20 protein-coding genes and 1 tRNA gene are annotated in these 23,154 nt (G+C 46.4%); 12 read left to right on the top strand and 9 right to left on the bottom strand.

Annotated features, from left to right (window positions below; all coding sequences use genetic code 11):
- Positions 1-9 precede the first annotated feature (9 nt).
- Together AC3WS5_RS03975 and AC3WS5_RS03970 are read left to right on the top strand one after the other, a co-directional pair.
- Positions 10-201 carry a hypothetical protein gene (locus AC3WS5_RS03975; protein ID WP_492465937.1) on the top strand — a complete coding sequence of 64 codons (192 nt, stop codon included), beginning with the start codon at positions 10-12 and terminating at the stop codon, positions 199-201.
- A 97-nt stretch (positions 202-298) separates the two neighbouring features.
- A complete protein-coding gene (locus AC3WS5_RS03970) occupies positions 299-1,699 on the top strand; it encodes an Ig-like domain-containing domain (RefSeq protein WP_492465935.1) in 1,401 nt (466 codons plus the stop codon).
- A gap of 6 nt (positions 1,700-1,705) precedes the next feature.
- Here AC3WS5_RS03970 and AC3WS5_RS03965 read toward each other — a convergent pair whose 3' ends face one another.
- Together AC3WS5_RS03965 and AC3WS5_RS03960 are read right to left on the bottom strand one after the other, a co-directional pair.
- Positions 1,706-2,356, bottom strand: coding sequence for a tetratricopeptide repeat protein (locus AC3WS5_RS03965; RefSeq protein WP_492465934.1), 651 nt, complete (start codon positions 2,354-2,356; stop codon positions 1,706-1,708).
- 22 nt (positions 2,357-2,378) lie between these two features.
- A complete protein-coding gene (locus AC3WS5_RS03960) occupies positions 2,379-3,254 on the bottom strand; it encodes a YicC/YloC family endoribonuclease (protein WP_492465933.1) in 876 nt (291 codons plus the stop codon).
- A 637-nt stretch (positions 3,255-3,891) separates the two neighbouring features.
- On the opposite strand from AC3WS5_RS03960, the gene AC3WS5_RS03955 reads away from it, so the two are divergent.
- The 4 genes from AC3WS5_RS03955 to AC3WS5_RS03940 all read left to right on the top strand — a co-directional run bounded on the left by AC3WS5_RS03955 (position 3,892) and on the right by AC3WS5_RS03940 (position 8,877).
- Complete coding sequence (locus AC3WS5_RS03955) at positions 3,892-4,839, top strand: UDP-3-O-(3-hydroxymyristoyl)glucosamine N-acyltransferase (RefSeq protein ID WP_492465932.1); 948 nt, start codon at positions 3,892-3,894, stop codon at positions 4,837-4,839.
- Positions 4,840-4,863: 24 nt separating this feature from the next.
- Positions 4,864-7,215 (top strand): ATP-dependent helicase, encoded by a 2,352-nt coding sequence (locus tag AC3WS5_RS03950; RefSeq protein ID WP_492465931.1) that lies wholly within the window; start codon positions 4,864-4,866, stop codon positions 7,213-7,215.
- A gap of 198 nt (positions 7,216-7,413) precedes the next feature.
- Entirely contained in the window at positions 7,414-8,037 is a 624-nt protein-coding gene (locus tag AC3WS5_RS03945) for a transposase (RefSeq protein ID WP_492465930.1), read from the top strand.
- 63 nt (positions 8,038-8,100) lie between these two features.
- Positions 8,101-8,877 (top strand): glycoside hydrolase family 25 protein, encoded by a 777-nt coding sequence (locus AC3WS5_RS03940; protein WP_492465928.1) that lies wholly within the window; start codon positions 8,101-8,103, stop codon positions 8,875-8,877.
- 111 nt (positions 8,878-8,988) lie between these two features.
- Here AC3WS5_RS03940 and AC3WS5_RS03935 read toward each other — a convergent pair whose 3' ends face one another.
- Entirely contained in the window at positions 8,989-9,600 is a 612-nt protein-coding gene (locus AC3WS5_RS03935) for an L-threonylcarbamoyladenylate synthase (protein WP_492465927.1), read from the bottom strand.
- A 59-nt stretch (positions 9,601-9,659) separates the two neighbouring features.
- The gene (locus AC3WS5_RS03930) at positions 9,660-10,688 is read right to left on the bottom strand and encodes a 2-oxoacid:ferredoxin oxidoreductase subunit beta (protein ID WP_492465926.1); all 1,029 of its coding nucleotides are present in this window, start codon (positions 10,686-10,688) and stop codon (positions 9,660-9,662) included.
- 273 nt (positions 10,689-10,961) lie between these two features.
- On the opposite strand from AC3WS5_RS03930, the gene AC3WS5_RS03925 reads away from it, so the two are divergent.
- Positions 10,962-11,348, top strand: a complete 387-nt coding sequence (locus tag AC3WS5_RS03925) for a c-type cytochrome (RefSeq protein ID WP_492465925.1) — start codon at positions 10,962-10,964, stop codon at positions 11,346-11,348.
- Positions 11,349-11,414: 66 nt separating this feature from the next.
- Here AC3WS5_RS03925 and AC3WS5_RS03920 read toward each other — a convergent pair whose 3' ends face one another.
- A complete protein-coding gene (locus AC3WS5_RS03920) occupies positions 11,415-13,214 on the bottom strand; it encodes an acyl-CoA dehydrogenase FadE (protein ID WP_492465924.1) in 1,800 nt (599 codons plus the stop codon).
- Between the two features lie 101 nt (positions 13,215-13,315).
- Complete coding sequence (locus tag AC3WS5_RS03915) at positions 13,316-13,756, bottom strand: MarR family winged helix-turn-helix transcriptional regulator (RefSeq protein ID WP_492465923.1); 441 nt, start codon at positions 13,754-13,756, stop codon at positions 13,316-13,318.
- Between the two features lie 164 nt (positions 13,757-13,920).
- On the opposite strand from AC3WS5_RS03915, the gene AC3WS5_RS03910 reads away from it, so the two are divergent.
- From AC3WS5_RS03910 to AC3WS5_RS03900, 3 genes are all read left to right on the top strand, one after another.
- Positions 13,921-14,739: an alpha/beta fold hydrolase gene (locus tag AC3WS5_RS03910; RefSeq protein ID WP_492465922.1), complete on the top strand. Its 819-nt coding sequence runs from the start codon at positions 13,921-13,923 to the stop codon at positions 14,737-14,739.
- A gap of 112 nt (positions 14,740-14,851) precedes the next feature.
- Complete coding sequence (locus AC3WS5_RS03905; protein WP_492465921.1) at positions 14,852-16,021, top strand: glycosyltransferase; 1,170 nt, start codon at positions 14,852-14,854, stop codon at positions 16,019-16,021.
- Between the two features lie 86 nt (positions 16,022-16,107).
- Complete coding sequence (locus AC3WS5_RS03900) at positions 16,108-17,184, top strand: ABC transporter permease (RefSeq protein ID WP_492465920.1); 1,077 nt, start codon at positions 16,108-16,110, stop codon at positions 17,182-17,184.
- Between the two features lie 58 nt (positions 17,185-17,242).
- On the opposite strand, the gene AC3WS5_RS03895 is transcribed toward AC3WS5_RS03900, so the two are convergent.
- Both AC3WS5_RS03895 and AC3WS5_RS03890 read right to left on the bottom strand, forming a co-directional pair.
- Complete coding sequence (locus AC3WS5_RS03895; RefSeq protein WP_492465919.1) at positions 17,243-19,693, bottom strand: glycoside hydrolase family 95 protein; 2,451 nt, start codon at positions 19,691-19,693, stop codon at positions 17,243-17,245.
- Positions 19,694-20,133: 440 nt separating this feature from the next.
- Positions 20,134-20,895, bottom strand: coding sequence for an outer membrane beta-barrel protein (locus AC3WS5_RS03890; RefSeq protein ID WP_492465918.1), 762 nt, complete (start codon positions 20,893-20,895; stop codon positions 20,134-20,136).
- A 237-nt stretch (positions 20,896-21,132) separates the two neighbouring features.
- Here AC3WS5_RS03890 and AC3WS5_RS03885 point away from each other — a divergent pair.
- A tRNA-Ile gene (locus AC3WS5_RS03885) sits at positions 21,133-21,206 on the top strand.
- A 94-nt stretch (positions 21,207-21,300) separates the two neighbouring features.
- On the opposite strand, the gene AC3WS5_RS03880 is transcribed toward AC3WS5_RS03885, so the two are convergent.
- A complete protein-coding gene (locus AC3WS5_RS03880; protein ID WP_492465917.1) occupies positions 21,301-21,597 on the bottom strand; it encodes a hypothetical protein in 297 nt (98 codons plus the stop codon).
- A 553-nt stretch (positions 21,598-22,150) separates the two neighbouring features.
- On the opposite strand from AC3WS5_RS03880, the gene cas6 reads away from it, so the two are divergent.
- Positions 22,151-22,927 carry a CRISPR-associated endoribonuclease Cas6 gene (gene cas6 / locus AC3WS5_RS03875; RefSeq protein WP_492465916.1) on the top strand — a complete coding sequence of 259 codons (777 nt, stop codon included), beginning with the start codon at positions 22,151-22,153 and terminating at the stop codon, positions 22,925-22,927.
- Positions 22,928-23,154 lie beyond the last annotated feature (227 nt).

Here is a 23,154-nt window from a genome sequence, read left to right as displayed (position 1 = left end):
AATTAATATATGAATTTGATGTATCTCATACTATATCCATTATCGGCTGTCGCAATCTACAGGAAAGTCATGGAAATAAGGGAGTCGATAAAGGAGAGGAACATTGCCGTCGGCGGCAACTGGGGCGGACAAAAAGGTGTGGATGACGCCTCCCTGCCCTGGAAACTGGAAATAGATTATGTGCGGGTGTACCAACGCTGACCGCCCGATTAAGTGGGGTGGGCCCGGATGTTAAAATGGGATCCATAACCAGAAAGCAGATTTAACTTTACCTAAAAGCATTTAAGTTTGCATCGTTATGCATAAAGGTTTTCTGACGCTGTTGATCCTGACCGGCGCTTACCTGGCCATCCTGCTCTCGGGATCAGGCTGCGCCAGTATCGTTCCGCCCTCCGGCGGACCAAAAGATACTTTACCTCCCGCGTTGGTCCGTGCAGATCCGCCCGGCGAGACCAAACACTTCAAAGACAAGAAAATAACCTTCACATTCAGTGAATACGTTGACCTTGATGATCCTTATAAGAACCTGGTCATCTCGCCCGTTCCCAGGATATTTCCCGAAGTGCACCGTAAACTGAAAACAGTCACCATCAGCCTGAAAGATACCCTGATTCCGAATACAACCTACGTTTTCAATTTCGCCAAATCTATCAAAGACATCACTGAAGGAAACCGGGTCAAAGACCTGCTATACATTGTCACCACCGGAGATTATTTTGATTCTCTGCAACTCAGCGGCTACGTTGTTACTGCGAAAACAGGTAAACCCGATTCCACGCTTACGGTAATGCTGCATTCAAACCTTGACGATAGCGCCGTTGTGAAAGAAAGACCAAAATATATAGCCCGGCTTGACAGCTCAGGCATCTTCCTGTTCCGTCATCTGGCGCCGGGAACTTACCGGTTGTACGCGCTAAAGGACGAGGGGGGATCTTATTTGTACACCAGCCCGCAACAGGTTTTTGCTTTCGCAGATTCGGCTGTGAAAGTCTCGGGAGAACCTCCCAAGCCTATCAAGCTACTGGCCTACTCCATAGAGGAGGAAAAAACACCACCTATACCGGTACCTGACAAAAAAGAAAAACGCCTCAAGGTAAAATCCAATCTGCAGGGCAAGGAGATGGATCTGCTGGAGCCCCTCACATTGACTTTTGATTCTCCCTTGAAAAATTTTGATACTTCTAAGATTGTACTGGCTAATGATTCCACTTATACAAAGATTCCGGATTACTCGATCAAGCTGGACAGCACGAGGATGAAGGCAACGCTGAATATACGCTGGAATGAAAAACACCGATACGCATTACTGTTGCAAAAAGACTTTGCTTCGGACAGTCTGAACCGTGAGCTACTGAAGCCTGACACCCTGCGGTTTAAGACCAAGGCTATAGCAGACTACGGACAGGTCAAGATCAATTTTCTGAATCTTGGAGCGGTTAAAAATCCGGTACTGCTCCTGGTGCAGGGTGGCATTGTCAAGAATTCATTCCCTTTAAAAACAAATATATTTGAATTGCAATTATATCCGCCGGGCGAGTACGAAATGCAGATCCTGTACGATGAAAACGGGAATGGAAAATGGGATCCGGGTCAGTTCTTTAAAGAACACCGGCAACCGGAGATCATTAAGCCTCTTGAACGCAAATTAACGGTGAAGCCAAACTGGATGACTGAGTTTGAAGTAAAAGAATTAAAATAGGAGGCATTAACCCGGCATCCTGGAAATATACTTTTCGATTTGTTTGATCTGGTCAACAATCTGGGGGGTAGTCGGCTTGCAGGCCTTGGCTTTCTTGAAAAAGTCTTTGGCCGCCCTGAATTCCCGCTTGTTCATCATAATGCTGCACATTTGCAGATAAGCTGTTGCTTCATTTTCCTTATCCGGAAATCCTTTCCTGATGGCTTCCCGGATATAACTCTCGCCCTGCCGGTTATTTCCCTTCTGCATGGACAACATGCCCATCTGCAGCAGGCTGGCTCCTTCAGCTTCTTTGACCGGCATACCCAGGTCCAACCCTTTCTTCATCAGCACCTCGGCCGAATCAAAATCCTGTTTGCTCATGGCGATATTACCTTTCAGTGTATAGTAGACCGAGCGGATCGGTTTATACAACAAACCAGGGTACTTGATTGAATTCAGCACTTTCTCTGCCCCTTCCAGATCGCCATCCTCCATATATTCCTGGATCAAACGCAACGGCCCGAAAAAGAAATGCCCGAATACCAGGATCAGTCCGATCAGGTACAAGGTAAATGCAGGCCAAAACCCCGCGGCGTAGTGTACATATGCTCCGATCAGGATTGCAACCAGACCAATCGCAAGCCTGTATCTAATCAAAAGATTGTAAGCTTTCATTCATAATTTTTTTAGTCGCGTGTTATAATACATTCAGCACCTGTTCCTTTGCCTTTTCCAATTCATCCTTCATCATCACCACAAATTTTTGAATGGATGAGTCGTAAGCTTTAGATCCAAGTGTATTGATCTCTCTGCCGATCTCCTGCAATACAAAAGCAAGCTTTTTGCCTTTCAGATCAGTCTCTCCCTTCAGCACTTCTTCAAAAAACTCGCAGTGGTTTTTGAGTCTCACCTGCTCCTCAGTAATATCGATCTTCTCAATATAATAGATCAGCTCCTGCTCAAGCCGGTTCTCATCATAATTCTCTTTACCTACCCGTTCTGACAGTAATTTAAGCAATCCTTCCCTAATCTTTTCCTTTCTTAGCGGATCAAGTTCGCCAACCTTCAACTGAAGCGCCCTGATATTAGTTATCCGCTTCATTAACTCGTTGGCAAGGATCTCACCTTCATCCACCCGATGTGCATTCAGATCATCCATGGCATCTTTCAACATCTCCTGAACCGATTCCCAGTCCTTATCTTCCAGTGCCTCACTGGTTGGTGTAATTACTTCCGGGAGTTTAATGAGAATATTCAACGCATTAGAATTATCGATACCAAGCTCCTGTGATAATTCAGAAAGGGATCGATAATACGCTTTCGCGAGGTCCGTATTTATACTTACCGGTTTAGCTTCGCCGGTATCTTTCAGGCTGATGGCGCAATCGATACTACCGCGGCTCAGTCCACCCGAAAGAATTTTGCGAATCTCAAATTCAAAAGGTTTAAGTAATGCCGGGAGTCGCAATGACAAATCAAACTGTTTCCCGTTCAAAGACTTTATGTCGATCAGAAACGTCTTTTTCCCAATGTTTCTTTCTGCCCGGCCAAATCCGGTCATGGATTTAAGCATAGAACTATTTTTGTAAAGGTAGGGTAGGAAATTGATTTTCAACCGGATTTTGCAATAGCGTTAAGTCGCTGTATCGTACCGGGCTTCGGGCTGGGCCTGATCCTGATTGAAACTACACAGTATATTTAGACTGAATGCGATCGTTCCTGAACATCCTGCATAAAAAAAATCCCTTCAAAAAACCGAAGGGATTATTATTATAGATGGGTTAGTAAGTAACAGGTTTGAATTTCCTTCCACAATATTAATTATTATTTTGACTACTTAAAAATAATTTACAATAATTTTTATTAACATTTTTAAATAAACTGTGGATATCATCAGCCGATTTTTCGATCCTGCGTAGGTTCGTTTAACCATTCACTCCGGAAAGATTGCGTGTTATCAAAAAAATAGATATGGCTGAAATACGGATGAACACTACATTACAGAGAATCACGCTATTGAATTCATTTTTCTTGAACGATATTCCAGCCATCAGATCTTCTGATTCAGAAGCATATTTACCACTCATCTGATCGAAAAAAAAATTTTGTTTCTTCTGGTTAAAGGCTCGTGTTGGCTGATGAACATCGAAAGAAAAGAGTTCCCTTTTCAACAAATAAATTTTTAAGTAGGTTTGTCCAAAATTTCCACTATGCATTTTGATAAGCCAATTCCGCTTCAGCAAATTGCGGAACTGATTGGTGCACGCGTTGCGGGTAACGTCAACTCACCTGTAACCGGCATTAATGAAATTCACGTTGTAGAGCCGGGTGACCTTGTGTTTGTTGATCATCCTAAATACTATCAAGCCTGTCTGCGGTCGGCAGCAAGTTTTATCATCATTAATAAAGAAGTTGAGGTCCCCGACGAAAAAGTCCTGCTCATTGTGGACGATCCCTTTGAAGCCTTTCTAAAGGTTATACGTTACGTCAGACCCTTCCAGCCATCAATGCAAAACATTGCAGAAACGGCTGTTGTCGGCGAGGGAACTGTTATCATGCCCAACAGCTACCTTGGCAATCACGTTACTATAGGTAAAGATTGTATCATCCATCCGCAGGTCACCATTCTGGATCATTGTGTTATTGGCGATCACGTGATCATCCAAAGCGGCACCGTGATAGGTAGTGACGCGTTTTATTATAACAAAAAGACCAATCGGGATATACATTATAAGAAGATGCTGAGTTGTGGCCGGGTGGTTATCGAAGACTATGTGGAAATAGGTGCAGGCTGCACCATCGACCGCGGTGTTACCGGCGATACGCGGATAGGCGCCGGCACCAAGTTTGACAACCAGGTGCATATCGGGCACGACACCATTGTGGGAAAGAACTGCCTGTTTGCCGGGCAGGTGGGTGTGGCCGGGGCAACAGTCATCGAAGATGAAGTTGTGTTATGGGGACAGGTTGGCGTTTCCAAAACGCTCACGATTGGTAAGGGCGCTGTTGTCAATGCACAAAGCGGTGTGCCCTCTTCACTAGCTGCAGGTAAGGCCTATTTTGGCTCACCTGCCGTTGATGCAAAAGAAAAACTGAAGGAACTGGTATGGATCAAAAGAATTCCTGAGATCTGGAAAAAGTTGAAAAGCCAGGATTGAACAAATGGTTCGTACCTTGCGGCCATGCAGGATTATTTAAAAGGATTGAATGAGAGGCAGCGTGAGGCAGTGACACATATCAATGGCCCCCTGATGATCATAGCGGGCGCGGGAAGCGGTAAAACCAAAGTTCTCACTACAAGGATTGCCCATCTGATGGCAAATGGTGTGGACGCATTTAATATACTGGCACTCACCTTTACCAATAAGGCGGCTAAAGAGATGAAGGAGCGGGTGGAGCATATCCTGGGTGGTCAGGAAGCCAGGAATTTGTATATCGGAACTTTTCACAGCGTATTCGCGCGCATTCTCAGAACAGAGGCCCCGCGGCTGGGTTACCCCAATCACTTTACAATCTACGATACGGATGACGCCAAAAGCGTTGTAAAAACGGTAATCCAGGAATTGCAACTGGACGACCGGGTGTACAAACCCAATACAGTCTATAACCGGATATCCTCCGCCAAGAACAGCCTGGTAACTCCCGAACAATACGCGAACGATTATCAGATTCAGCAGGAAGATATCCGCGGTAACCGTCCCGCCATCGCGAAGATCTATGACGCCTATTGCAAGAGGTGTTTCAAAAATGGCGCCATGGACTTTGACGACCTCCTGCTGAAGTTTTATGAACTGCTGAAAAACTTTCCGGATGCGCTCAGTAAGTACCAGCATAAATTCAGGTACATTTTAATAGATGAGTACCAGGATACAAACCCCGCTCAGTACGAGATCATTAAGCTGCTGGGTGCGATGCACGAAAATGTGTGCGTGGTGGGAGATGACGCACAGAGTATCTACAGTTTCAGAGGCGCCACCATTCAGAATATCCTGCAGTTTCAAAAAGATTACGATAACGTGACAGTGGTCAAGCTTGAACAAAACTACAGAAGTACTAAAAATATCATACATATCGCCAATAAGGTTATTGAAAACAACAAGGGACAGATCCCCAAAGTGTTGTTTACTGAAAATGCCGAAGGTGAAAAGATCCAGGTTGTGCAGACCGCTTCAGACAATGATGAGGGCAGGTTTGTGGCAGACACCATCCAGGAACAAAAATTAAGGAACCATTTTTTAAACCGGGACTTCGCCATTTTATACCGCACCAATGCCCAGAGCCGGGCATTTGAGGAATCTTTACGGCGCATGGGAATTCCTTATACCATCTACGGAGGCATCAGTTTCTACCAGCGCAAAGAGGTGAAGGACCTGGTTGCTTACCTGCGCGTTATCATCAATCCAAAAGATGAAGAAGCGCTGAAACGTATTATAAACTATCCGGCGCGCGGTATCGGGAAGACCACCATTGACCGGCTCACGCTGATGGCTAATACGCATAACCTCACCATGTGGGAAGTGCTGATGCAGGCAAATCAGTTTGGATTCAGATCGGGAACTACGGAAGTGATCAACCAGTTTGTAACCATGATCCGGAGTTTCTCAAGCATGCTGGAAAAACAGAATGCATACGATGTTGCGGTGCATGTAGGGAAACAAACCAACCTGGTAAAGGAGCTGTTCAACGATAAAAGCACAGAAGGATTACAACGCTATGAAAATATACAGGAGCTACTGAACTCTATCAAAGAATGGGTGGAGAGCCCGGATAACGAGGAAGGAGAACTGATCGATAAAGGATTGGGGGCCTATTTGCAACAGATTACCCTGCTGACGGATGCAGATGAAAAAGACCCGGAAGCCGATACCGTGAAGATGATGACCATCCATGCCGCGAAAGGACTAGAGTTCTCATGCGTGTTTGCTGCAGGTCTGGAAGAAATGCTATTCCCCAACGCAATGAGTATTAATACCCGCGAAGAACTGGAAGAAGAGCGTCGGTTATTTTATGTGGTAATAACGAGGGCCAAAAAGAAATTATGGATTTCCTATGCCAACACGCGGTATAAGTTTGGTTCACTGGTGCGGAATGAACCGAGCAGATTCATTTCTGAGCTGCCACCGGAGTTTCTGGATCAGCAGTACGCAGGTGGAGGGGCCAGAAATACTCCTTCCGCCGGTCTTCGGGGCTCAGCATTTGAACGCATGTCCGGCAGTTGGGGATCATCGCGCAATAAGGTCACCGACGCCGAAAAAAAATATGGTCCCCCACCAGGAAAAAACTCAAATACGCCGGCCTATCTTTCTCCAAAACCTGAAAGGAAAGTGGTAGAACACGTTGCAGGCCCGGATTTCTCGCCCAGTGATCCCGCTGAAATTGCTGTTGGCCAGAAAGTTGAACACCAGAAATTCGGGTTCGGAGAAGTATTAAGCGTCGAAGGCGCTGCACACAATCCCATGGCCCTGATCCGGTTTGAACTAAACGGTGAAAAAAAGATCCTTTTGAATTATGCACGGTTAAGGATTGTTGAGTAAACATCAAGCTGAAAATTGCTAAAATATTTTTAATTTTTCTTGCTTTCAGTGCCTTTGAAAATCAAATGGTTAAAAATTAACATTCACCGCGAGACTGCAAACTACCGTTGGTACAACGTTCTCGCGGATAATTGGAACACAATTTGTATAGGAACATTTGACTTTAGCTTATATTGAAAAGCGAAGTTCCTGAGGAGAATGAAGAACCTGAATGTAATATCTTTCAATGAGCTTAGTTGCTATGTACTGACCCTTGAAACATCCGGTCTGGTGGATCTTTTTGTACGGGCGGTCTACAAACAGATCATCGTGCACACGCTGAACCACTTTATTGCTTCCAAAGGATTGATCCTTTACGGCTGGTGCCTGATGCCAAACAGGCTGTACCTCGTATGCCGCACTGCGAAAGATGTACAGCTGACTGATCTACGTGCTCAGTTCAAACAATTTACAACCGAAAAAATTATAGATGCCATTGAAGCGGAACCTGAAGAGAAGAAATCCTGGTTAGTGGAAAGGTTTAACAAATACACCGGATTACTTCGGACGGCCCGTAATATTAATTGTTGGAAACCGATGGCAAACCCGTTAATACTGGATATGAGGCGGCCGGATCTGATCGCTGAACAAATTGAATTGATTCATTCCTTTCCCGTCAAAGAACGAATCGTGCAGTTCCCGGAAGACTACCTGTACAGTTCTGCAAGGGATTACGACGGTGCAGAGGGGCTTGTGAAAATTATTAAACTCAGTCCGATAGAACAGGAGATTGATGCGATAAAAAACAGGAAGAGTAGTTTTAAGGTCAAGCATTACAAGTAATGTGTCATTTCAGGCTATCCGTTATAGTTATATTTGTGACCCCGGTAAACCGGGGTTTGTTCTATGCGCCGTCGTAAAAAGAAGAACTGGAAATTAAAGGACCTTCTCGTAAAAGTCGGGATCCTGGTTTTTTTGGCCGGACTGGTCTATTTCCTGCTGGAACGATATAAAGAGCAACAGGAAGTGTTTGTACGCTTTGAAGCCTTTGGTATCGACCTTCCGGTGGCATACGACATTCACGGTATCGACGTCTCCAGGTATCAGCAGAATATCAACTGGAAGCTGGTGAAAGAAATGGAAGTGCAGGGAAAGCGGATCGGCTTCGCTTTCATCAAAGCCACAGAGGGCGAGACCCTGATCGATCCTACTTTCAAAAGGAATTTCCGGCTCGCAAAATCAAATGGGATTCCTCGGGGCGCTTATCATTATTTTATTCCTTCGCTGGATGCCAACCAACAGGCCAGGCAGTTCATTTCGAACGTGAGACTTGTAACCGGTGATCTTCCACCTGTACTTGACGTAGAACAGACCAACCAGGTTCCCCTCATCGTATTGAAAGCAAAAGTCAGGGCCTGGCTGGAACTGATCGAAGGATACTACGGAGTCAGGCCGATTATTTACACACACGCGGATTTCTACCAAAAATACCTGGGAAAAGATTTTGACGAATACCCGCTTTGGGTAGCTCATTATTATGAAAAGCACAAACCCCGAATCAGCCGCCCCTGGCTGTTTTGGCAGCATAACGACAAAGGTAATGTGGATGGCATCAAAGGCAGTGTGGATTTTAATGTGTTCAACGGCGATTCTACTGCGTTCAGGAATTTGCTGATGAAGTGAATAAATCTAGACGCTAGACGTTAGATATTAGATATTAGATAGAATTATTATAATATTTGTTATTAATGCTTGTTCGCGCTACTGATGCATGAAACCCCAGGTTTTAGAATATCAGTCGCCCGGCCATTCGCCTGCGCCCTGGCGGGTCAGTTCACATTCACCGGTGGTACAATCGATGATTGTAGAAGGGGTGGTTCCGCCTATGCCGCCGTCCACAACCAGATCCACCAGGTGCTCATATTTTTCATGAATGATTTCAGGATCGGTATAATCTTCTACATATTCTCCTGGTAGCGATGTACTAAGCACGGGATGCCCCAGCTCTTTAACAAGTGCCATCGTTATATTATTATTCGGGATCCTCAGCCCAATGGTATCTTTCTTGTTATGAAGGATTTTGGGAACCTGCTTGCTCGCCTGCAAAATAAAGGTATAAGGTCCGGGAAGATATTCTTTCAGTATTCTGAATGTGGGGGTAGACATTTGTCTCGCGAAATCGCTGAGATGACTCAGATCACTGCAAATAAAAGACAACCTCGCTTTCCTGGGATCGATTTGTTTGATCCGGCAGATCTTCTCCACGGCCTTTGTCTGAAAAATATCGCAACCCAATCCGTACAGGGTATCAGTCGGGTAAATGATGATACCACCGTTCCGAAGTGTGTCGGCCACAGTCTTGATCAGCCTGGGCTGCGGGTCTTTGGGATGAATCTGCAGCAACATAGTATAGCTTAAAGCCCAACGCAAATAATGCGCCCGATTACCAGGAAGCAATTTACCGATTAATCCTGGATGGTCCAAACTTCCCTGCCTTGCAACAAGGCATTCAGATTTGGTTTTTTACGAGCCACTGCATCTTCCAGTTGCAGCTCCATCATTTCTTCATAACAGGGTCTCTGAGTCTCATAAAAAACGCCAAACGGACGCGGTAAATGTCCGGCAATATCCGGATTGTCATGAATACGGGTTAAGATCTGTGCCTTGTAAATATCCGTCTCATCATGTATCCACAAATCATCCAGGCTATAACCTTCTTCCAGACTTACAACACGAGGTTTGAAACCGTCCAGCCGGAGTCCTTTTTCCTTTTGTTTTCCGAACACCAGCGGTTTGCCTTGTTCCAGGAACAGGGTCTCATCCGGTTTTGAACCTTTTTCCGTAAACGATTCGAAAGCGCCGTCATTAAAGATATTGCAATTCTGATAAATTTCAAGGAAGGACGTTCCGCGATGTTGTTGCGCGCGGATCAGCATGGCCTGCAGGTGCTTAGGATCCCTATCAATCGACCGCGCCACGAAGGTCCCGTCTGCACCCAGCGCCAGTGAAGCAGGGTTAAACGGATGGTCGATACTTCCAAACGGGGTTGACTTGGTCACTTTGTTCGCTTCGGAAGTTGGTGAATATTGTCCCTTGGTCAATCCGTAGATCTGGTTATTGAAAAGTAATACGTTGATATCCAGATTTCTTCTTAGCAGGTGAATCGTATGATTACCACCGATACTCAGACTGTCTCCGTCTCCGGTTACCACCCACACACTGAGTTCCGGTCTGGATGCTTTCAGTCCGGATGCAATCGCCGTCGCGCGACCGTGGATCGAGTGCATACCATAGGTATTCATATAATAGGGGAAACGGCTGCTGCAGCCAATTCCGGATATAAAAACGATGTTCTCCCTGGGGATCCCAAATCCGGGCATAACCCGTTGTACCTGAGCCAAAATTGAATAGTCGCCACAACCCGGGCACCAGCGCACTTCCTGGTCTGTTACAAAGTCCTTCTGGGTTAGACTTGGGGTTAATACTTCTTTCATTATTTTGTTTTCATTTACCATAGAAAATTTTGTCCGCATTATTTGTCATCTGTTTTAGCGCTCACGAGCGCTTCGCGGTTCATCGCGATCGATACAAATCTGCCTGAAAACTTTTATGGATAGTTCATTTCACAGTTTAATAGTCTACAAAGTTAATCTATTCGTTAATATGACGATTATTTATACTTACAGAAATCCGGAATTCTTCACAATCATTTAAATACCTTCATTTTACCGTTAATAATTTTTAACTTTGGATTTCAAGACGATCCCATGCGTTTCCGGAAAATCATACTCACCCTCCTGGTCATTATCCTCTTCGTTGCCGCAGGCTCAGCTCATTCAAGCATGTCTAAAAAAAGGAACCTGAAGGTTTTACCCCAGGACATATCGGATGAAAAACTGGACAGCATCATGCAATCCTACACCAAGGCCCTGGGCGTCAGCTGCGATTTTTGCCATGTTCCCGATAAAAACAACAAGGAAGTTTTGGATTACGCTTCAGATGAAAATCCTGTAAAAGAAGAGGCCCGGAAAATGATCCGGATGACGATCGACATCAATAAGAGCTATTTCAATACGGATCCGAAAATCCATCCTGCCTATCTTATCGTCGTGAAATGCGGCACCTGCCATAAGGGTGATGCGGTTCCCCTATAACCGCGTAACTAGCTCGCAAGCCCTTTGCAGGAGCTGGTTTGGGGCTTTTGAAAAGTTCATCACCCATTAAAAACTATAACGTCCGTCCTGGATTATTTTATCTGCTATCCGCCTCCTGGCATCCCGGATATTAAAAGGCTCAGCTTTCGTGAAGCGGCGCAAGCCCAGCAGCATCATACGCTGTTCATCACCTTCCGCAAAAGCATTGACGGCATCCTTACCGTATTTACCGACCTTATCCACGCCATCGTACAGGAAGCTGCGCATCATATCTTCAAAGACAACAGTCTTGCCATCATTTTGATCCTTAGCCTTGATGGTACGCAACAACATGCTTTCGGCATGAAAAACTGCGATAGCCATATCAGCGATATTCATCAGCACTTCCTGTTCCTTTTCTATCTGCGTCATGAATTTCTGGACGGCGGCGCCGGCAACCATGAGGATCGCCTTCTTCAGATTGGCAACCAGCTTCCGTTCAGGTCCGTAGGCGGTTTCATCTCCACTATCCGAAGACAGGTCAGGTACGCTCATCAGTTCTTTCTGCACTTCCATCGCGGGTCCCATCAGGTTTAGCCGGCCCTGCATGGCTCTCTTCAGCGTCATGTCCAGGATCAGCAGACGGTTGATTTCATTGGTACCTTCATAGATCCGGTTGACACGGCTATCGCGATAAGCCCGGCTGATATTGTACTCTGCACTGTAACCGTTGCCACCGTGGATCTGCACGCCTTCATCCACGGCAAAATCCAGCGTTTCGCTTCCGAAGACTTTCAACATCGCGCATTCAACCGCGTATTCTTCGGCCGCACCGAGGAGTGACTCATTAAATGGTTTGCCTGCAGTCTGCAATTCCTGCTCAAAGTCGCGGATCAAGCCTGCCGTGCGGTATAGGGCCGATTCGCAGGCAAACAGGCCGATGGCCATTTGTGCGAGTTTATGCTTTATCGCACCGAAGTTGGCGATCGGTTGTTTAAACTGTTCGCGGATTTTGGCATATTCGATGGATGTGTCCAGGGCCCGCCTGGTACCGCCCAACGTAGCCGCACATAATTTAAGCCGGCCGATGTTCAGGATATTAAACGCGATGCGATGCCCCTTACCTATTTCTCCCAGCAGATTTTCCACGGGCACTTTTGCATCCTGAAAATAAAGTTGTACAGTAGACGACCCCTTGATACCCATCTTCTTTTCTTCCGGCCCGCGGGTAAACCCCTCAGTATCCCGTTCTACAATAAAACCTGTAAATCCTTTGTGGTCGGCATCCAGGCCCTCTCCTTCAATTTTTGCAAACACGGTATAGACATCGGCAAATCCTCCGTTGGTGATCCAGCATTTTTGTCCGTTCAGGAGGTAATACTTTCCGTCTTCACTTAACCTGGCTGAGGTTTTTCCGCTGAGTGCATCGCTACCCGCGTTTGGTTCGGTAAGTCCATATGATCCAATCCATTCGCCGGTCAGGAGCCTGGGAATATATTTTTCTTTTTGTTCCGGGGTTCCGAAGTAAAGGATGGGGAGCGTACCGATCCCTGTATGTGCGGCAATAGCCACAGCAAAGGAATGACCCGAGCCCAGGTATTCATTGACCAGGGTCGATGTGATGAAGTCCTTCCCCATCCCGCCGTATTGTTCGGGGAATGAGGTGGCGAGTAAACCCTGCTCACCGGCTTTCTGCATCAGCGATTTCATCAGGCCGTCTTCCAGACTGTCGATGCGGTCGAGGATGGGCATGATCTCCAGGTCCAGGAACTGGTTACACATATCCCTGATCATTAATTGTTCTTCATCAAACTGTTCCGGCGTAAAGATATCCGCGGGGAGGGTTTTGTTGATGAGCCATTCGGCTCCTTTCAAAGTGTGGCCCATAGTATCGTGGCTTTGTCCCGCTTCGACCACCCGTGGGTACGGTGGCAGCGGAAGGTTAATGTTTATGTTGATTTTATACGAACTACATGCTAATGTCCTGGCTACTTCAGGTTCTCATAGACTTTCTTCAGCACTTCCTTACAAATATCGATCTGATCATTGCTAACCCCTTCCAATGCTTCTTCCACTGTCTTCGCCGCTATTTCGTGACAGATATCCTGCAGGTTCCAGGCTTTTTCCGTGAGATAGATCAGCTTCTTTCTCCGGTCGCTGCTTGAGGCCGTTCTTCTGGCAAGCCCCGCTTTCTCCAGGTTGTCCACTAATCGTGTCATGCTCGGCCTGTCTCTGAACGTGGCCAGACAAAGGTCTTGCTGGCTGATGCCATCCTGTTTCCAGAGGTGGTAGAGCACGCTCCACTGCTCGGTCGTCAGGTTCAGCCCGGCCTGGTTGAACTTCTTCTGCAGGCGGCGCGCAATGGCGGTATTGGCCACACCGGTGATAAAGCTGTGAAGCTCACCTCTCTTCAGTTGGTTGTTTAACATACTGTTGTTTTAACAACTAATCGAAATTAGTATTAATTTTGAAAAATTCAAGTTAATTTACAGTTGCTGATGGGGTTTTTGAATCCTGTTGCTGATGAGCCTTGCAAACTAGCAGGTTCGGGTAATGAGTTCCAAAGTAGCATTCGGCAGATTAAAAAATACGGTTGACCAGACTCTCTATTCCATATAAACATTCAAGCATCGGCTATATCCGGATGGGCCATGGCGAAAAGCTTGTTTTTTGCTTTCATGGTTTTGGGGGGAAATCGACTTCCTTCAGTTTTCTTGAATCTTATGCTGATGGGTATACTTTTATTGCGCCCGACCTACCATTTCACGGGGAAACTGTTTGGAAGGAAGGCTCTGAAATTACACCTGCTGATCTGGTTTCGATCGTGCAACTGATCATCGACAAGGAAAAGGTTAAGGAGGCAGTAAAATTTTCACTCATTGGTTTCAGTTTTGGCGCCAGGATCGCTCTTTCTTTGTTCCAGGCGGTCCCCGAATCCATCGACAGGTTGGTTCTCATAGCTCCTGATGGATTAAAAGTAAATTTCTGGTATTGGCTGGCTATCTATACGAAGGCGGGCTACAGGATTTTTCAACATACGGTGCAGTCACCGGGCTTGTTCCTGGGTATGGCCAGGCTGCTTCAACGCGCCGGTATTAAAAAGAACCTGGCAAAATTCACCATTGATTGCCTGCAGCGGAACGATTATCGCCAGCTTCTCTCACAGGGCTGGCCAGCCTACAAGTCGTTTAAACCCCACATCTATCAAATAAAATCACTGATTAGTGAAAATAAAGTACCGGTCAAATTGTTTTTTGGAAAAAACGATAGCATTTTTCACCCAAAGGATGGTTTAAAGTTTTCCAAAGGTATTGAATCCTGGTGCCAGATTTCCCTGTTCGAATGCGGACATCAGATGTTAAGCAAGAAATATGCGGGAGATATTGTTAAAGCGTTAAGTGTGATAAGTTGAAATCTACGTTACGCTATATTTATATATGTATGGGGCTCAATGTCTAACATCTAAAATCTAGCGTCTAATATCTAATATCTAGCATCCCCTAAAACATTAGTTTTGCGTCACCATGATCCTTATCGTTATCTGTATCATTCTTTTGCTGAGTTACTCAGCGGTTATTTTCTTTTACCATCGCGGCTGGCAGAAATTGCAGGTCTTTGTACCTTCTGAAGTACAGGCCGGAAATTCGCCCCGGATCTCCGTAATTGTCCCCGCCAGGAATGAAGAAAAAAACATTGGTAACCTGCTGACATCCATCTCCCGGCAAACTTATCCCGGTACCCACTTTGAAGTAATCATCGTGGACGACCATTCCACAGACTCGACCGCGGATATCGTCCGGCGCTTTACGGCTGACCAGACGGCGCATCCAACGGATTGGTTAAGAGTCATCCCGGCTCAGGACGATCAGGGCATTGCGTACAAAAAGAAAGCTATCGAGACAGGCATTGCCGCAGCTAATTACGAATGGATCCTCTGCACCGATGCGGATTGCACGGTATCCCCGGGATGGATCGCCGGTTACGCAGCATTTATCAGCGCAAACGATCCGGTGTTTGTCGCCGCTCCGGTTGTATTCGTTCCTGCCGGCAGCACAACGTCCGCGAAAAACAACCTGCTCTTTACTTTCCAGGAACTTGATTTTCTGTCGCTTCAGGGCATCACGGCAGCATCGGTCTCTCAAAAGTTTCATAGTATGTGCAACGGCGCCAATATCGCCTACCGAAAAGATGTATTCCAGGAAGTGGGCGGTTTCAACGGTATCGACCACATCGCCTCCGGCGATGATATGCTGCTGATGCATAAGGTGAGGTTGCGGTACCCGGACCGGGTGCTTTACCTGAAATCAAAACCGGCTATCGTTGAAACATCAGCCGCTGCCACCTGGCGGGAATTTTTCAACCAGCGCATCCGCTGGGCCAGCAAAGCAACAAGCTATGACGATAAAAAAATCTTCGCCGTGCTGCTGCTGGTTTATCTTTTCAACTTCTCCTTTCTTTTGCTCGCCATTGCTTCTTTCATCGATATTCAATATTTTTATTTTCTGTTGATCCTGTGGGTCGCGAAAACAGTTGCAGAACTGCCGTTCATGATCCAGGTCAGCAACTTTTATGGGAGACGGTCCACATTAAAATATTTCTTCCTATTTCAGCCTTTGCATATTGGCTATACCATCCTGGCCGGTTTTCTGGGAACTTTCGGAACCTACGAATGGAAGGGAAGAAAAGTGAAATAGCAGGTGATTAATTTTTGGACTAATTACGTTTTTTAATCTTTGTCTAAATCGAAGGTAAAATAGCAGGTGACTAATTTTTTGACGCGATGAAATTTTTTGAAAATGCTGCCTGGCGGCGGCTTAAAAAGAACAGAGGCGCCATGGCCGGACTGGTCGTGATACTGCTGTCGTTGCTGGTGGCCGTCTTCTGCTATTTCATCGCTCAGGATCCATCACCCTACGCCAACCGGATTATTCTAGAAATTGGCGGTCAGAAACCTGGATTCTCCCAGACATTCCTTTTAGCCAAAAAAGAATTTACCCCCGCAAAGTCCGGTTTTTTCAAACGACTGATATCAGGCAAACCCGACGAATTCGATTTTATTCCCGTAAACAGTTTTCGCGAGAAAGGCGATAGTATCATTGCTGATAAATTCATTGATGAGGGGGTTGGCGAGCGTGTTGGTTTTCACAAAAATCAACTGGCGCCTCATCCGGTCGCGACAGAAAAATTCTGGCTTGGCACCGATAAATTTGGCAGGGACATACTGAGCCGGTTGCTGGCGGGCACTCGCATCAGCTTGAGTGTGGGCATGATCACGGTATTGATATCGATCAGTATTGGTCTGTTGCTGGGTTCACTGGCGGGTTATTTTGGCGGACGTACCGATAATATCATCATGTGGTTCATCAACGTCATCTGGAGCATCCCTACCCTGCTCCTGGTTTTCGCCATCACGCTGACGCTGGGTAAAGGTTTCTGGCAGGTTTTCGTGGCAGTGGGTCTAACCATGTGGGTGAATGTGGCCAGGCTTGTCCGCGGGCAGGTACTGGCTGTACGCGAACTGGAATATATTGAAGCCACGCGGGCGCTGGGCTTTAGTCACGCGCGGATCATCGTACATCATATCTGGCCGAATATCCTGGGGCCGGTACTGGTGATATCGGCAGCTAACTTCGCCTCTGCGATTGTCATTGAAGCCGGTCTTAGTTTCCTGGGGCTGGGCGTGCAACCCCCTCAGCCTAGTTGGGGATTGATGATCAAGGAAAACTACAATTTTATCATCACCCAAAACCCTATGCTGGCGCTGGCTCCCGGCATTGCCATCATGATCCTGGTGCTGGCCTTTAACTTGCTGGGCAACGGATTAAGGGATGCGCTTAGCGTCAGAGGTAAACTATAAGCTGATCGGAATTTTACCGGTGCTTTGATAGAATAACCTCGATGGTGTTATCGGCAAACTATAAACTGATCAAAATTTTACTGTCACCCACGCCTGCAATCGTAGCGACTCTCGTTTTTTCATCTAGGTTGTAACGAATCTTCTGACCCTTTGCATTGAGCACACGCATACCTGATGGCAACAATATTTTCAGGTTTCCGTTTAGCCGGGGAGTAACTACAGCGCGCTTCAGCTTACCCTGGCTCCATTCCATATCTACCTGTCGGTTGCCGCGTGCTATCAATCCCTTAATACTTCCGTTGGCCCAATCTTTTGAAACTGGCAGGGCTGGTAAGAATCGGATGATTTCATCTTTCCCGTGGCTTTGCAGCAGCATTTCGGTGATACCGGCGGTGGCGCCAAAATTGCCATCGATCTGGAAAGGCGGATGGGCGTCAAATAAGTTTGAATAAGATCCACCTCCGGTTGTGTAGATGGTCTTGCCATCATTTTTTACCGGCAGCAGCAGCCCGCGCAGCATTTTGAAGGCGTGATCTCCATCTCCCAGTCTCGCCCAGAAACATACTTTCCAGGCCTTGCTCCAGCCCGTTCCGCCGTCGCCCCGCAGCTCCAGTGTTTTTTTGGCAGCTTGCATCAGATCGGGCGTATCCCAGGGATTGATCTCGTCGTAAGGGTGCAGACCAAACAGGTGTGATACATGTCTATGCTGAGGCTCAGCGCTGGGCCAGTCCTGCAGCCATTCCTGGATGCCGCCGTTGCTGGGGCTGATCTGGTTGGGCGCCAGTTTGTCTCTGACTGGTATCAACTGTTGCGCAAAGGTTTCATCGGTATTTAGGATCTTAGCCGCGTCGATGCAAGCGCTGAAGATATTACGGCAGATCTGCATATCCATGGTGGGACCCATGCAGGTATTGCCTTTGAAGCCGTCTGGCATGATATAGGTATTTTCAGGGGAATTGGAAGGTGCGGTTACCAGCCACCCGTGCTGGCGTTCCTGAATTAGAATTGACTTCAAGAAAACAGCGGCCTGTTTCATGACGGGGTAATACTCCCGCAGGAAATTTTCGTCTTTGGTGAACTGGTATCTTGTCCAGATATGCGTGGCCAGCCAGGCACCGCCGGTCAGTGAAGAACCCCAGTTCGCACCTTCACCCGGGGAAGTAAAAAACCAGGGGTTGCAGACTACATGCGCCACCCAGCCTTCCGCGCCATAGTATTTCCGGGCAGTTGTGGATCCGTTGGGTACCAGGTTTTTGGAAAATTGATATAGAGGTTGAGCGAGGTCAGACAAGTTCGTAGGATCGGTCAGCCAGTAGTTCATCTGGATATTGATATTGAGGTGATAGTCGCCGTTCCAGGGTGTCTGATATTCCACGGCCCAGAGGCCCTGCAGGTTGGCGGGAAGCAGTCCGGGTCTGGAGGAGCTGATGATCAGGTACCTGCCAAAATTGAAATACAGGATGGGCAACTGGTTGTCATCACCGCCTTTGGCGTAGTTCACCAGCCGTTCCTGGGTGGTCAGGTTTGCGGTAGATGGTTGGGCATAAGGCGCCTTCCACCGGCAGCGGTCGAAGTATCTGAGGTAGGCCGCTGTTGAGGCGGTCCGGGCGTTATTATAATGTGCGCCTGCTTTGAAAATATCCTGTATGGATTGTTTTACGGGGTCGGTTGCCAGATTCAATCCGCCTTTGAGATAATTATAATCGGTGCGGATGGCCAGGGCTATCACACATTCGGAGGCATTTGAAATGTTTAAAACATCACCATTCGTTGATATCCTACCGTCACAGCGAACCGGTTTTGCGGTAACGGCATAGCGCATGCCTTTATCGGCGCCGGAGGGAAGTTGACCGTACAGGACGATTGTGCCGTTGCGGACCTCATTCGACAGCACATTTTCTTTGCGGTATAGAGATAAGTTTAGGTTCAGCTTCCCGGGCTTTTCACTTTTGAGCCTTACCCAGATGATATCACGCACAAAATCCGTGAAAGCTTCTTCGGTGATCTGGTTGTTATCTCTTTTATACTTTGTGGTGGCTGTGGCCTGTTCCAGGTTTAGGATCCGTTGGTAGTTAGAGATCTTTGCCTGATCGTCCCATTCAATCAGCAGATCTCCCGCGGTTTGGTAGCACCCGAATTTATCCTTTGCACCGGCGCCGAAGCCGGAGCCCCTGCCCTTTGCCACAAAATGTTTCATCAGCAGGGCCTGCGCTTCGCGGTTTTTGCCATCCAGCAGTAGTTGCTGGATAGGCTTCAGGTAATAATGGGCGCTATCCATATCGGCGTCTTGTGGTCCGCCCGACCATAGCGATATTTCATTCAGTGCGATCCGCTCCTTTTTGGTGTCCCCAAACATCATCGCTCCCAGCCTGCCGTTTCCCAGCGGCAGCGACTCAGTAAAATTGGAGGCGGATGCGTTGAACCGGATTTCCAGATCGGGCTTTTGCGCTATCGCTACTACCGACAGAAATAAAACGCCAATACAAAAACTAATTTTCTGAATCGTCATAAGAATTATTTAAGCGGATCAAATACTTTTTTTGTTAAGCTTTACGGTTTTCTATATGCTATCCCCTGTACGTTTTGGGCGGCAGGGGTTTCTGCCTGTACATATGAAAGGAATAAGTGACGAAAAACGGCATAGCTGGTATCCTGATTAATTTTCAGTGCATATATCGTGAATGGTTGTCAGATCTGTTGCGCAAGGTAACCCATAAATGCATTTGAACCCCTCTTTTCCCGTCATTTGCCGCGTGGATGCGTTTGAATCAGCTTACATTGTTTGTTCATACTGCAAGGCGGCTGAAAGTCTCGCCCCTGGCCGTTTTCAACAATACACCGACCAGAGAATAGTGTTGCGGGAGAATCCAAGCCCACGGAAACCAGCGGCAAAAAAAAGAGGCCAGTTTATCAAAACCGCCTCTGATTCTCTTGAAATTATTTAATCTGTTATAGTCCGCCAAAGGACAGCCCAATTGAAACGGGGTGCAGGTGTGCGCCGGCGCCTTCTTTGAGCAGGGTGGTGAACTGGTAGGATCCGAAAATGGTAAAGTGACCGTATCCTATCCGTGCTGTTCCGGCGATACGGGTTGTATTAAAATATTTTTTGCTGGCTTCTTTCATCAGGTAATCGGTGGCGTATGGGCTACCGCGCAGGTTACGGTTACGGGTTCCGGCTTTGATCATCGTCCCCACTTTCACACCCAAGGCGAATTTGAAGCTGGCATCGGCGTTTTCCGGATCGCCGGTAAAGCGCAGTTCAACCGGAACTTCCAGGTAGGAAGTGTTCAGGCTGGTTTTTTTGAAGGTGGTATTATTGCCGTAGGGGTTTTTATTGAATTTGAGTAACTGGCCTGTTCCTTTTACGTCTACGAAGGCGCTGTCGAAAAACATTCTGTCGGAGCCTACGCCGAGGCCGATCGCGGCGCTGATTTGTGGCGTGGTTTTAAAAGGAAAATCGAACATAAAATAAGCGTTGATCGTCCTGGGCAATCCTTTTGTATGGATGCTATCCGGCTTTCCCATCCAGTTGAGTCCGCCAAGCTGGATCAGGAAATGGTCTTTAGCCCGGTTAGACAGGTTATATTGTTTCTTATGAGCTTTTGGTGTTTTGGGTGCGGTTGTTGTTGGTTCATGTGGCAGTGAATCCACCTGTGCGTACAGGTTTCCCGATAGATAAAAAACAGCCGCTAAGAGAAATATTTTCTTCATAATAGAGTTTAACAGGCGCAAATATATTTTTCTTTCGGTTAAAAATAGGTTAATGCGGGCATTATCCTTTCATAACCAGGCGAAAATGTGGGTTTATGGCTCAAATTAGCCTGAAAAAATGGTCCGGGCATTTGTATTTTCTTTAATTTTGCCGTCCCTTAAACGGGGCACAGTTTTTCTGTGCAGTTTGACGATTTGGATTCTGCGGGCGATGTTCGTGTGAATCCGGTAGTCACCGGTCCTATAGCTCAGTTGGTTAGAGCATCTGACTCATAATCAGAGGGTCCCAGGTTCAAGCCCTGGTGGGACCACGAGAAGTTCAAGCAGTCACCATAAAGTGGCTGCTTTTTTTGTCGTACAACTTGCAAACATACCGACAAAGCCTCCGCATATACCCAATTTGGGTTAGTATTCATAAATCCATTCCATCGTGTCGTAAGGATCCCATTTGCAGAACAGCGTTTCAATGTAGACAATGATACCGAACTCCTCCGGGGGATGTATTTCGGCGCGCCGCAGGCGGGTTTCATCTCCTTCATCACGCAGGCGCTTTACTATCTCCTTCCCGTACTCGACCCAGGAATCAAAGTCTGTAACCGTATTGTTCATCACGCTTTCGCCGTACCAGAAATTAGAACGCACGTCATCACGCGGAAATGGGGATTTGGCCTCGCTATTAAAGTATTTGAAATTAGGTTTCACGGTATGTATCGAAGATACAAAAAGTTACCTCATCCAGATCTTACTTTTTTTTACCCGCAGGCGGGTGAGTCAAACCCATAGAATAGTGGGTCAACCCGCCTGCCGGCGGCCAGGCATCACCAGAGTTTACAACATCCAAAAGAAACAGAAGCGATAGAATAGTTTTCGATCTAAGAATTCGTCCGAAGACAGAAGCCGCACCAGCCAAATAAATGTCGATCCTTTCGGCGGAACTGAGGTTATAAACTAATATAAATTTGTTTTATGCAGATATTCGCATTAATTAAGCAGAGCAGTTCAAAAATTGATACAAATCATGATCTTATTCATGATCACGGGCCGGGAAAAAGGGATCAGTGGCGAACCATTAAAAAAAAATTTATTTTATTAAATCCATCTCTTAACTTTACGCAACTGTGAGCCCGGAAAAAATGGTTGCCATTTGGATTTTCGTGATGAGTTAACTGCTGCGACCCGTGTAAGACCATAGATATCCGCCAATTTTTTTAAGGGTGAGCCTGTTTGTTGCACCTGGAAAATTCTATTTTGAGCAATGCGATTTTTGATTACCATAACCTCTGACAAAAACGAGATAATCCCTATCAATTATCAGTACCCTTTGTCTGCTGCGATCTATAAGATCATCAACCGGGCGAGCGAGGAATATGCTGCGTTTTTGCATGAGCGTGGATATGGGAAGGGTTTTAAATTGTTTTGCTTCTCGGATTTAAGAGGCAGGTTTAAGATAGAGGGGGACCGTCTGGTTGCCCTTAGTGATACAATATCTTTTGAAATCTCCTTTCACCTACCCCAAGCGTCCCAGAACTTCATTAAAGGGCTTTTCATGTCGCAGAGGGTTGAAATCGCCGATCGAAAAACCAAGGCTGCATTTACCGTCCAGACTATTGAGGCTTTGCCCAGTTCATTTGCTGGTAAACTAGACAATGAAATAATTGAGCTACTGTTAAAAACTGCGTCAGCCTGTGTCGCCGGATTGAAAAACGAAAGAGGTAATTATCATTTCTTGTCACCCGACGATAAAAGATTTGTCGAATGCCTGATTTACAACTGGAAGGAAAAGATTAAGTCCGTGGAACCCGATACAGATTTGGCAGATGCAGTTTTATCCGTTGAACTTCAAGATGTTAGCATCCAAACCAAATCAAGACTAATGACTATTAAGGCGGGAACCCCGGCAGAGACCAAAATCCGGGGATTTACCAATCTAGGATTAAATGTGATGGGAGAAAAACGATTCGTGGAGCTGTTGTGTAATTCGGGGTGCGGTTTGTACAATGCTCAAGGCTGCGGATATCTCGAGCATCGATAATTTTTTAAGCATAAAAGCCAGTACCCCAACCAATTAGCTTTATTAATTTCAATTCAAGATTGTTCGATTGTTAAAAGTGGGAATACTGGCGCTCAAAAATAGAGAAAATTATGTGTGTAAATACATAATTTTTCACCAATTAGCTTTAGTATGAGATATTTACTTATCTTTGTTAAAATCTTCGGGCAATAGAAAACAAATTTTACAAAGCAAGCGACGGAAGTCAA

The sequence above is a fragment of the Niabella sp. CPT15-335-S11 genome, from assembly GCF_058792415.1.
This window is presented reverse-complemented; position numbering and strand designations above follow the sequence as displayed.

Bases quoted from the DNA above. Each gene is read 5' to 3' on its own strand.
- AC3WS5_RS03975 (WP_492465937.1), top strand. From the start codon at position 10: ATGAATTTGATGTATCTCATACTATATCCATTATCGGCTGTCGCAATC.
- AC3WS5_RS03970 (WP_492465935.1), top strand. From the start codon at position 299: ATGCATAAAGGTTTTCTGACGCTGTTGATCCTGACCGGCGCTTACCTG.
- AC3WS5_RS03965 (WP_492465934.1), bottom strand. From the start codon at position 2,356: ATGAAAGCTTACAATCTTTTGATTAGATACAGGCTTGCGATTGGTCTG.
- AC3WS5_RS03960 (WP_492465933.1), bottom strand. From the start codon at position 3,254: ATGCTTAAATCCATGACCGGATTTGGCCGGGCAGAAAGAAACATTGGG.
- AC3WS5_RS03955 (WP_492465932.1), top strand. From the start codon at position 3,892: ATGCATTTTGATAAGCCAATTCCGCTTCAGCAAATTGCGGAACTGATT.
- AC3WS5_RS03950 (WP_492465931.1), top strand. From the start codon at position 4,864: ATGCAGGATTATTTAAAAGGATTGAATGAGAGGCAGCGTGAGGCAGTG.
- AC3WS5_RS03945 (WP_492465930.1), top strand. From the start codon at position 7,414: ATGAAGAACCTGAATGTAATATCTTTCAATGAGCTTAGTTGCTATGTA.
- AC3WS5_RS03940 (WP_492465928.1), top strand. From the start codon at position 8,101: ATGCGCCGTCGTAAAAAGAAGAACTGGAAATTAAAGGACCTTCTCGTA.
- AC3WS5_RS03935 (WP_492465927.1), bottom strand. From the start codon at position 9,600: ATGTTGCTGCAGATTCATCCCAAAGACCCGCAGCCCAGGCTGATCAAG.
- AC3WS5_RS03930 (WP_492465926.1), bottom strand. From the start codon at position 10,688: ATGAAAGAAGTATTAACCCCAAGTCTAACCCAGAAGGACTTTGTAACA.
- AC3WS5_RS03925 (WP_492465925.1), top strand. From the start codon at position 10,962: ATGCGTTTCCGGAAAATCATACTCACCCTCCTGGTCATTATCCTCTTC.
- AC3WS5_RS03920 (WP_492465924.1), bottom strand. From the start codon at position 13,214: ATGGGCCACACTTTGAAAGGAGCCGAATGGCTCATCAACAAAACCCTC.
- AC3WS5_RS03915 (WP_492465923.1), bottom strand. From the start codon at position 13,756: ATGTTAAACAACCAACTGAAGAGAGGTGAGCTTCACAGCTTTATCACC.
- AC3WS5_RS03905 (WP_492465921.1), top strand. From the start codon at position 14,852: ATGATCCTTATCGTTATCTGTATCATTCTTTTGCTGAGTTACTCAGCG.
- AC3WS5_RS03900 (WP_492465920.1), top strand. From the start codon at position 16,108: ATGAAATTTTTTGAAAATGCTGCCTGGCGGCGGCTTAAAAAGAACAGA.
- AC3WS5_RS03895 (WP_492465919.1), bottom strand. From the start codon at position 19,693: ATGACGATTCAGAAAATTAGTTTTTGTATTGGCGTTTTATTTCTGTCG.
- AC3WS5_RS03890 (WP_492465918.1), bottom strand. From the start codon at position 20,895: ATGAAGAAAATATTTCTCTTAGCGGCTGTTTTTTATCTATCGGGAAAC.
- cas6 (WP_492465916.1), top strand. From the start codon at position 22,151: ATGCGATTTTTGATTACCATAACCTCTGACAAAAACGAGATAATCCCT.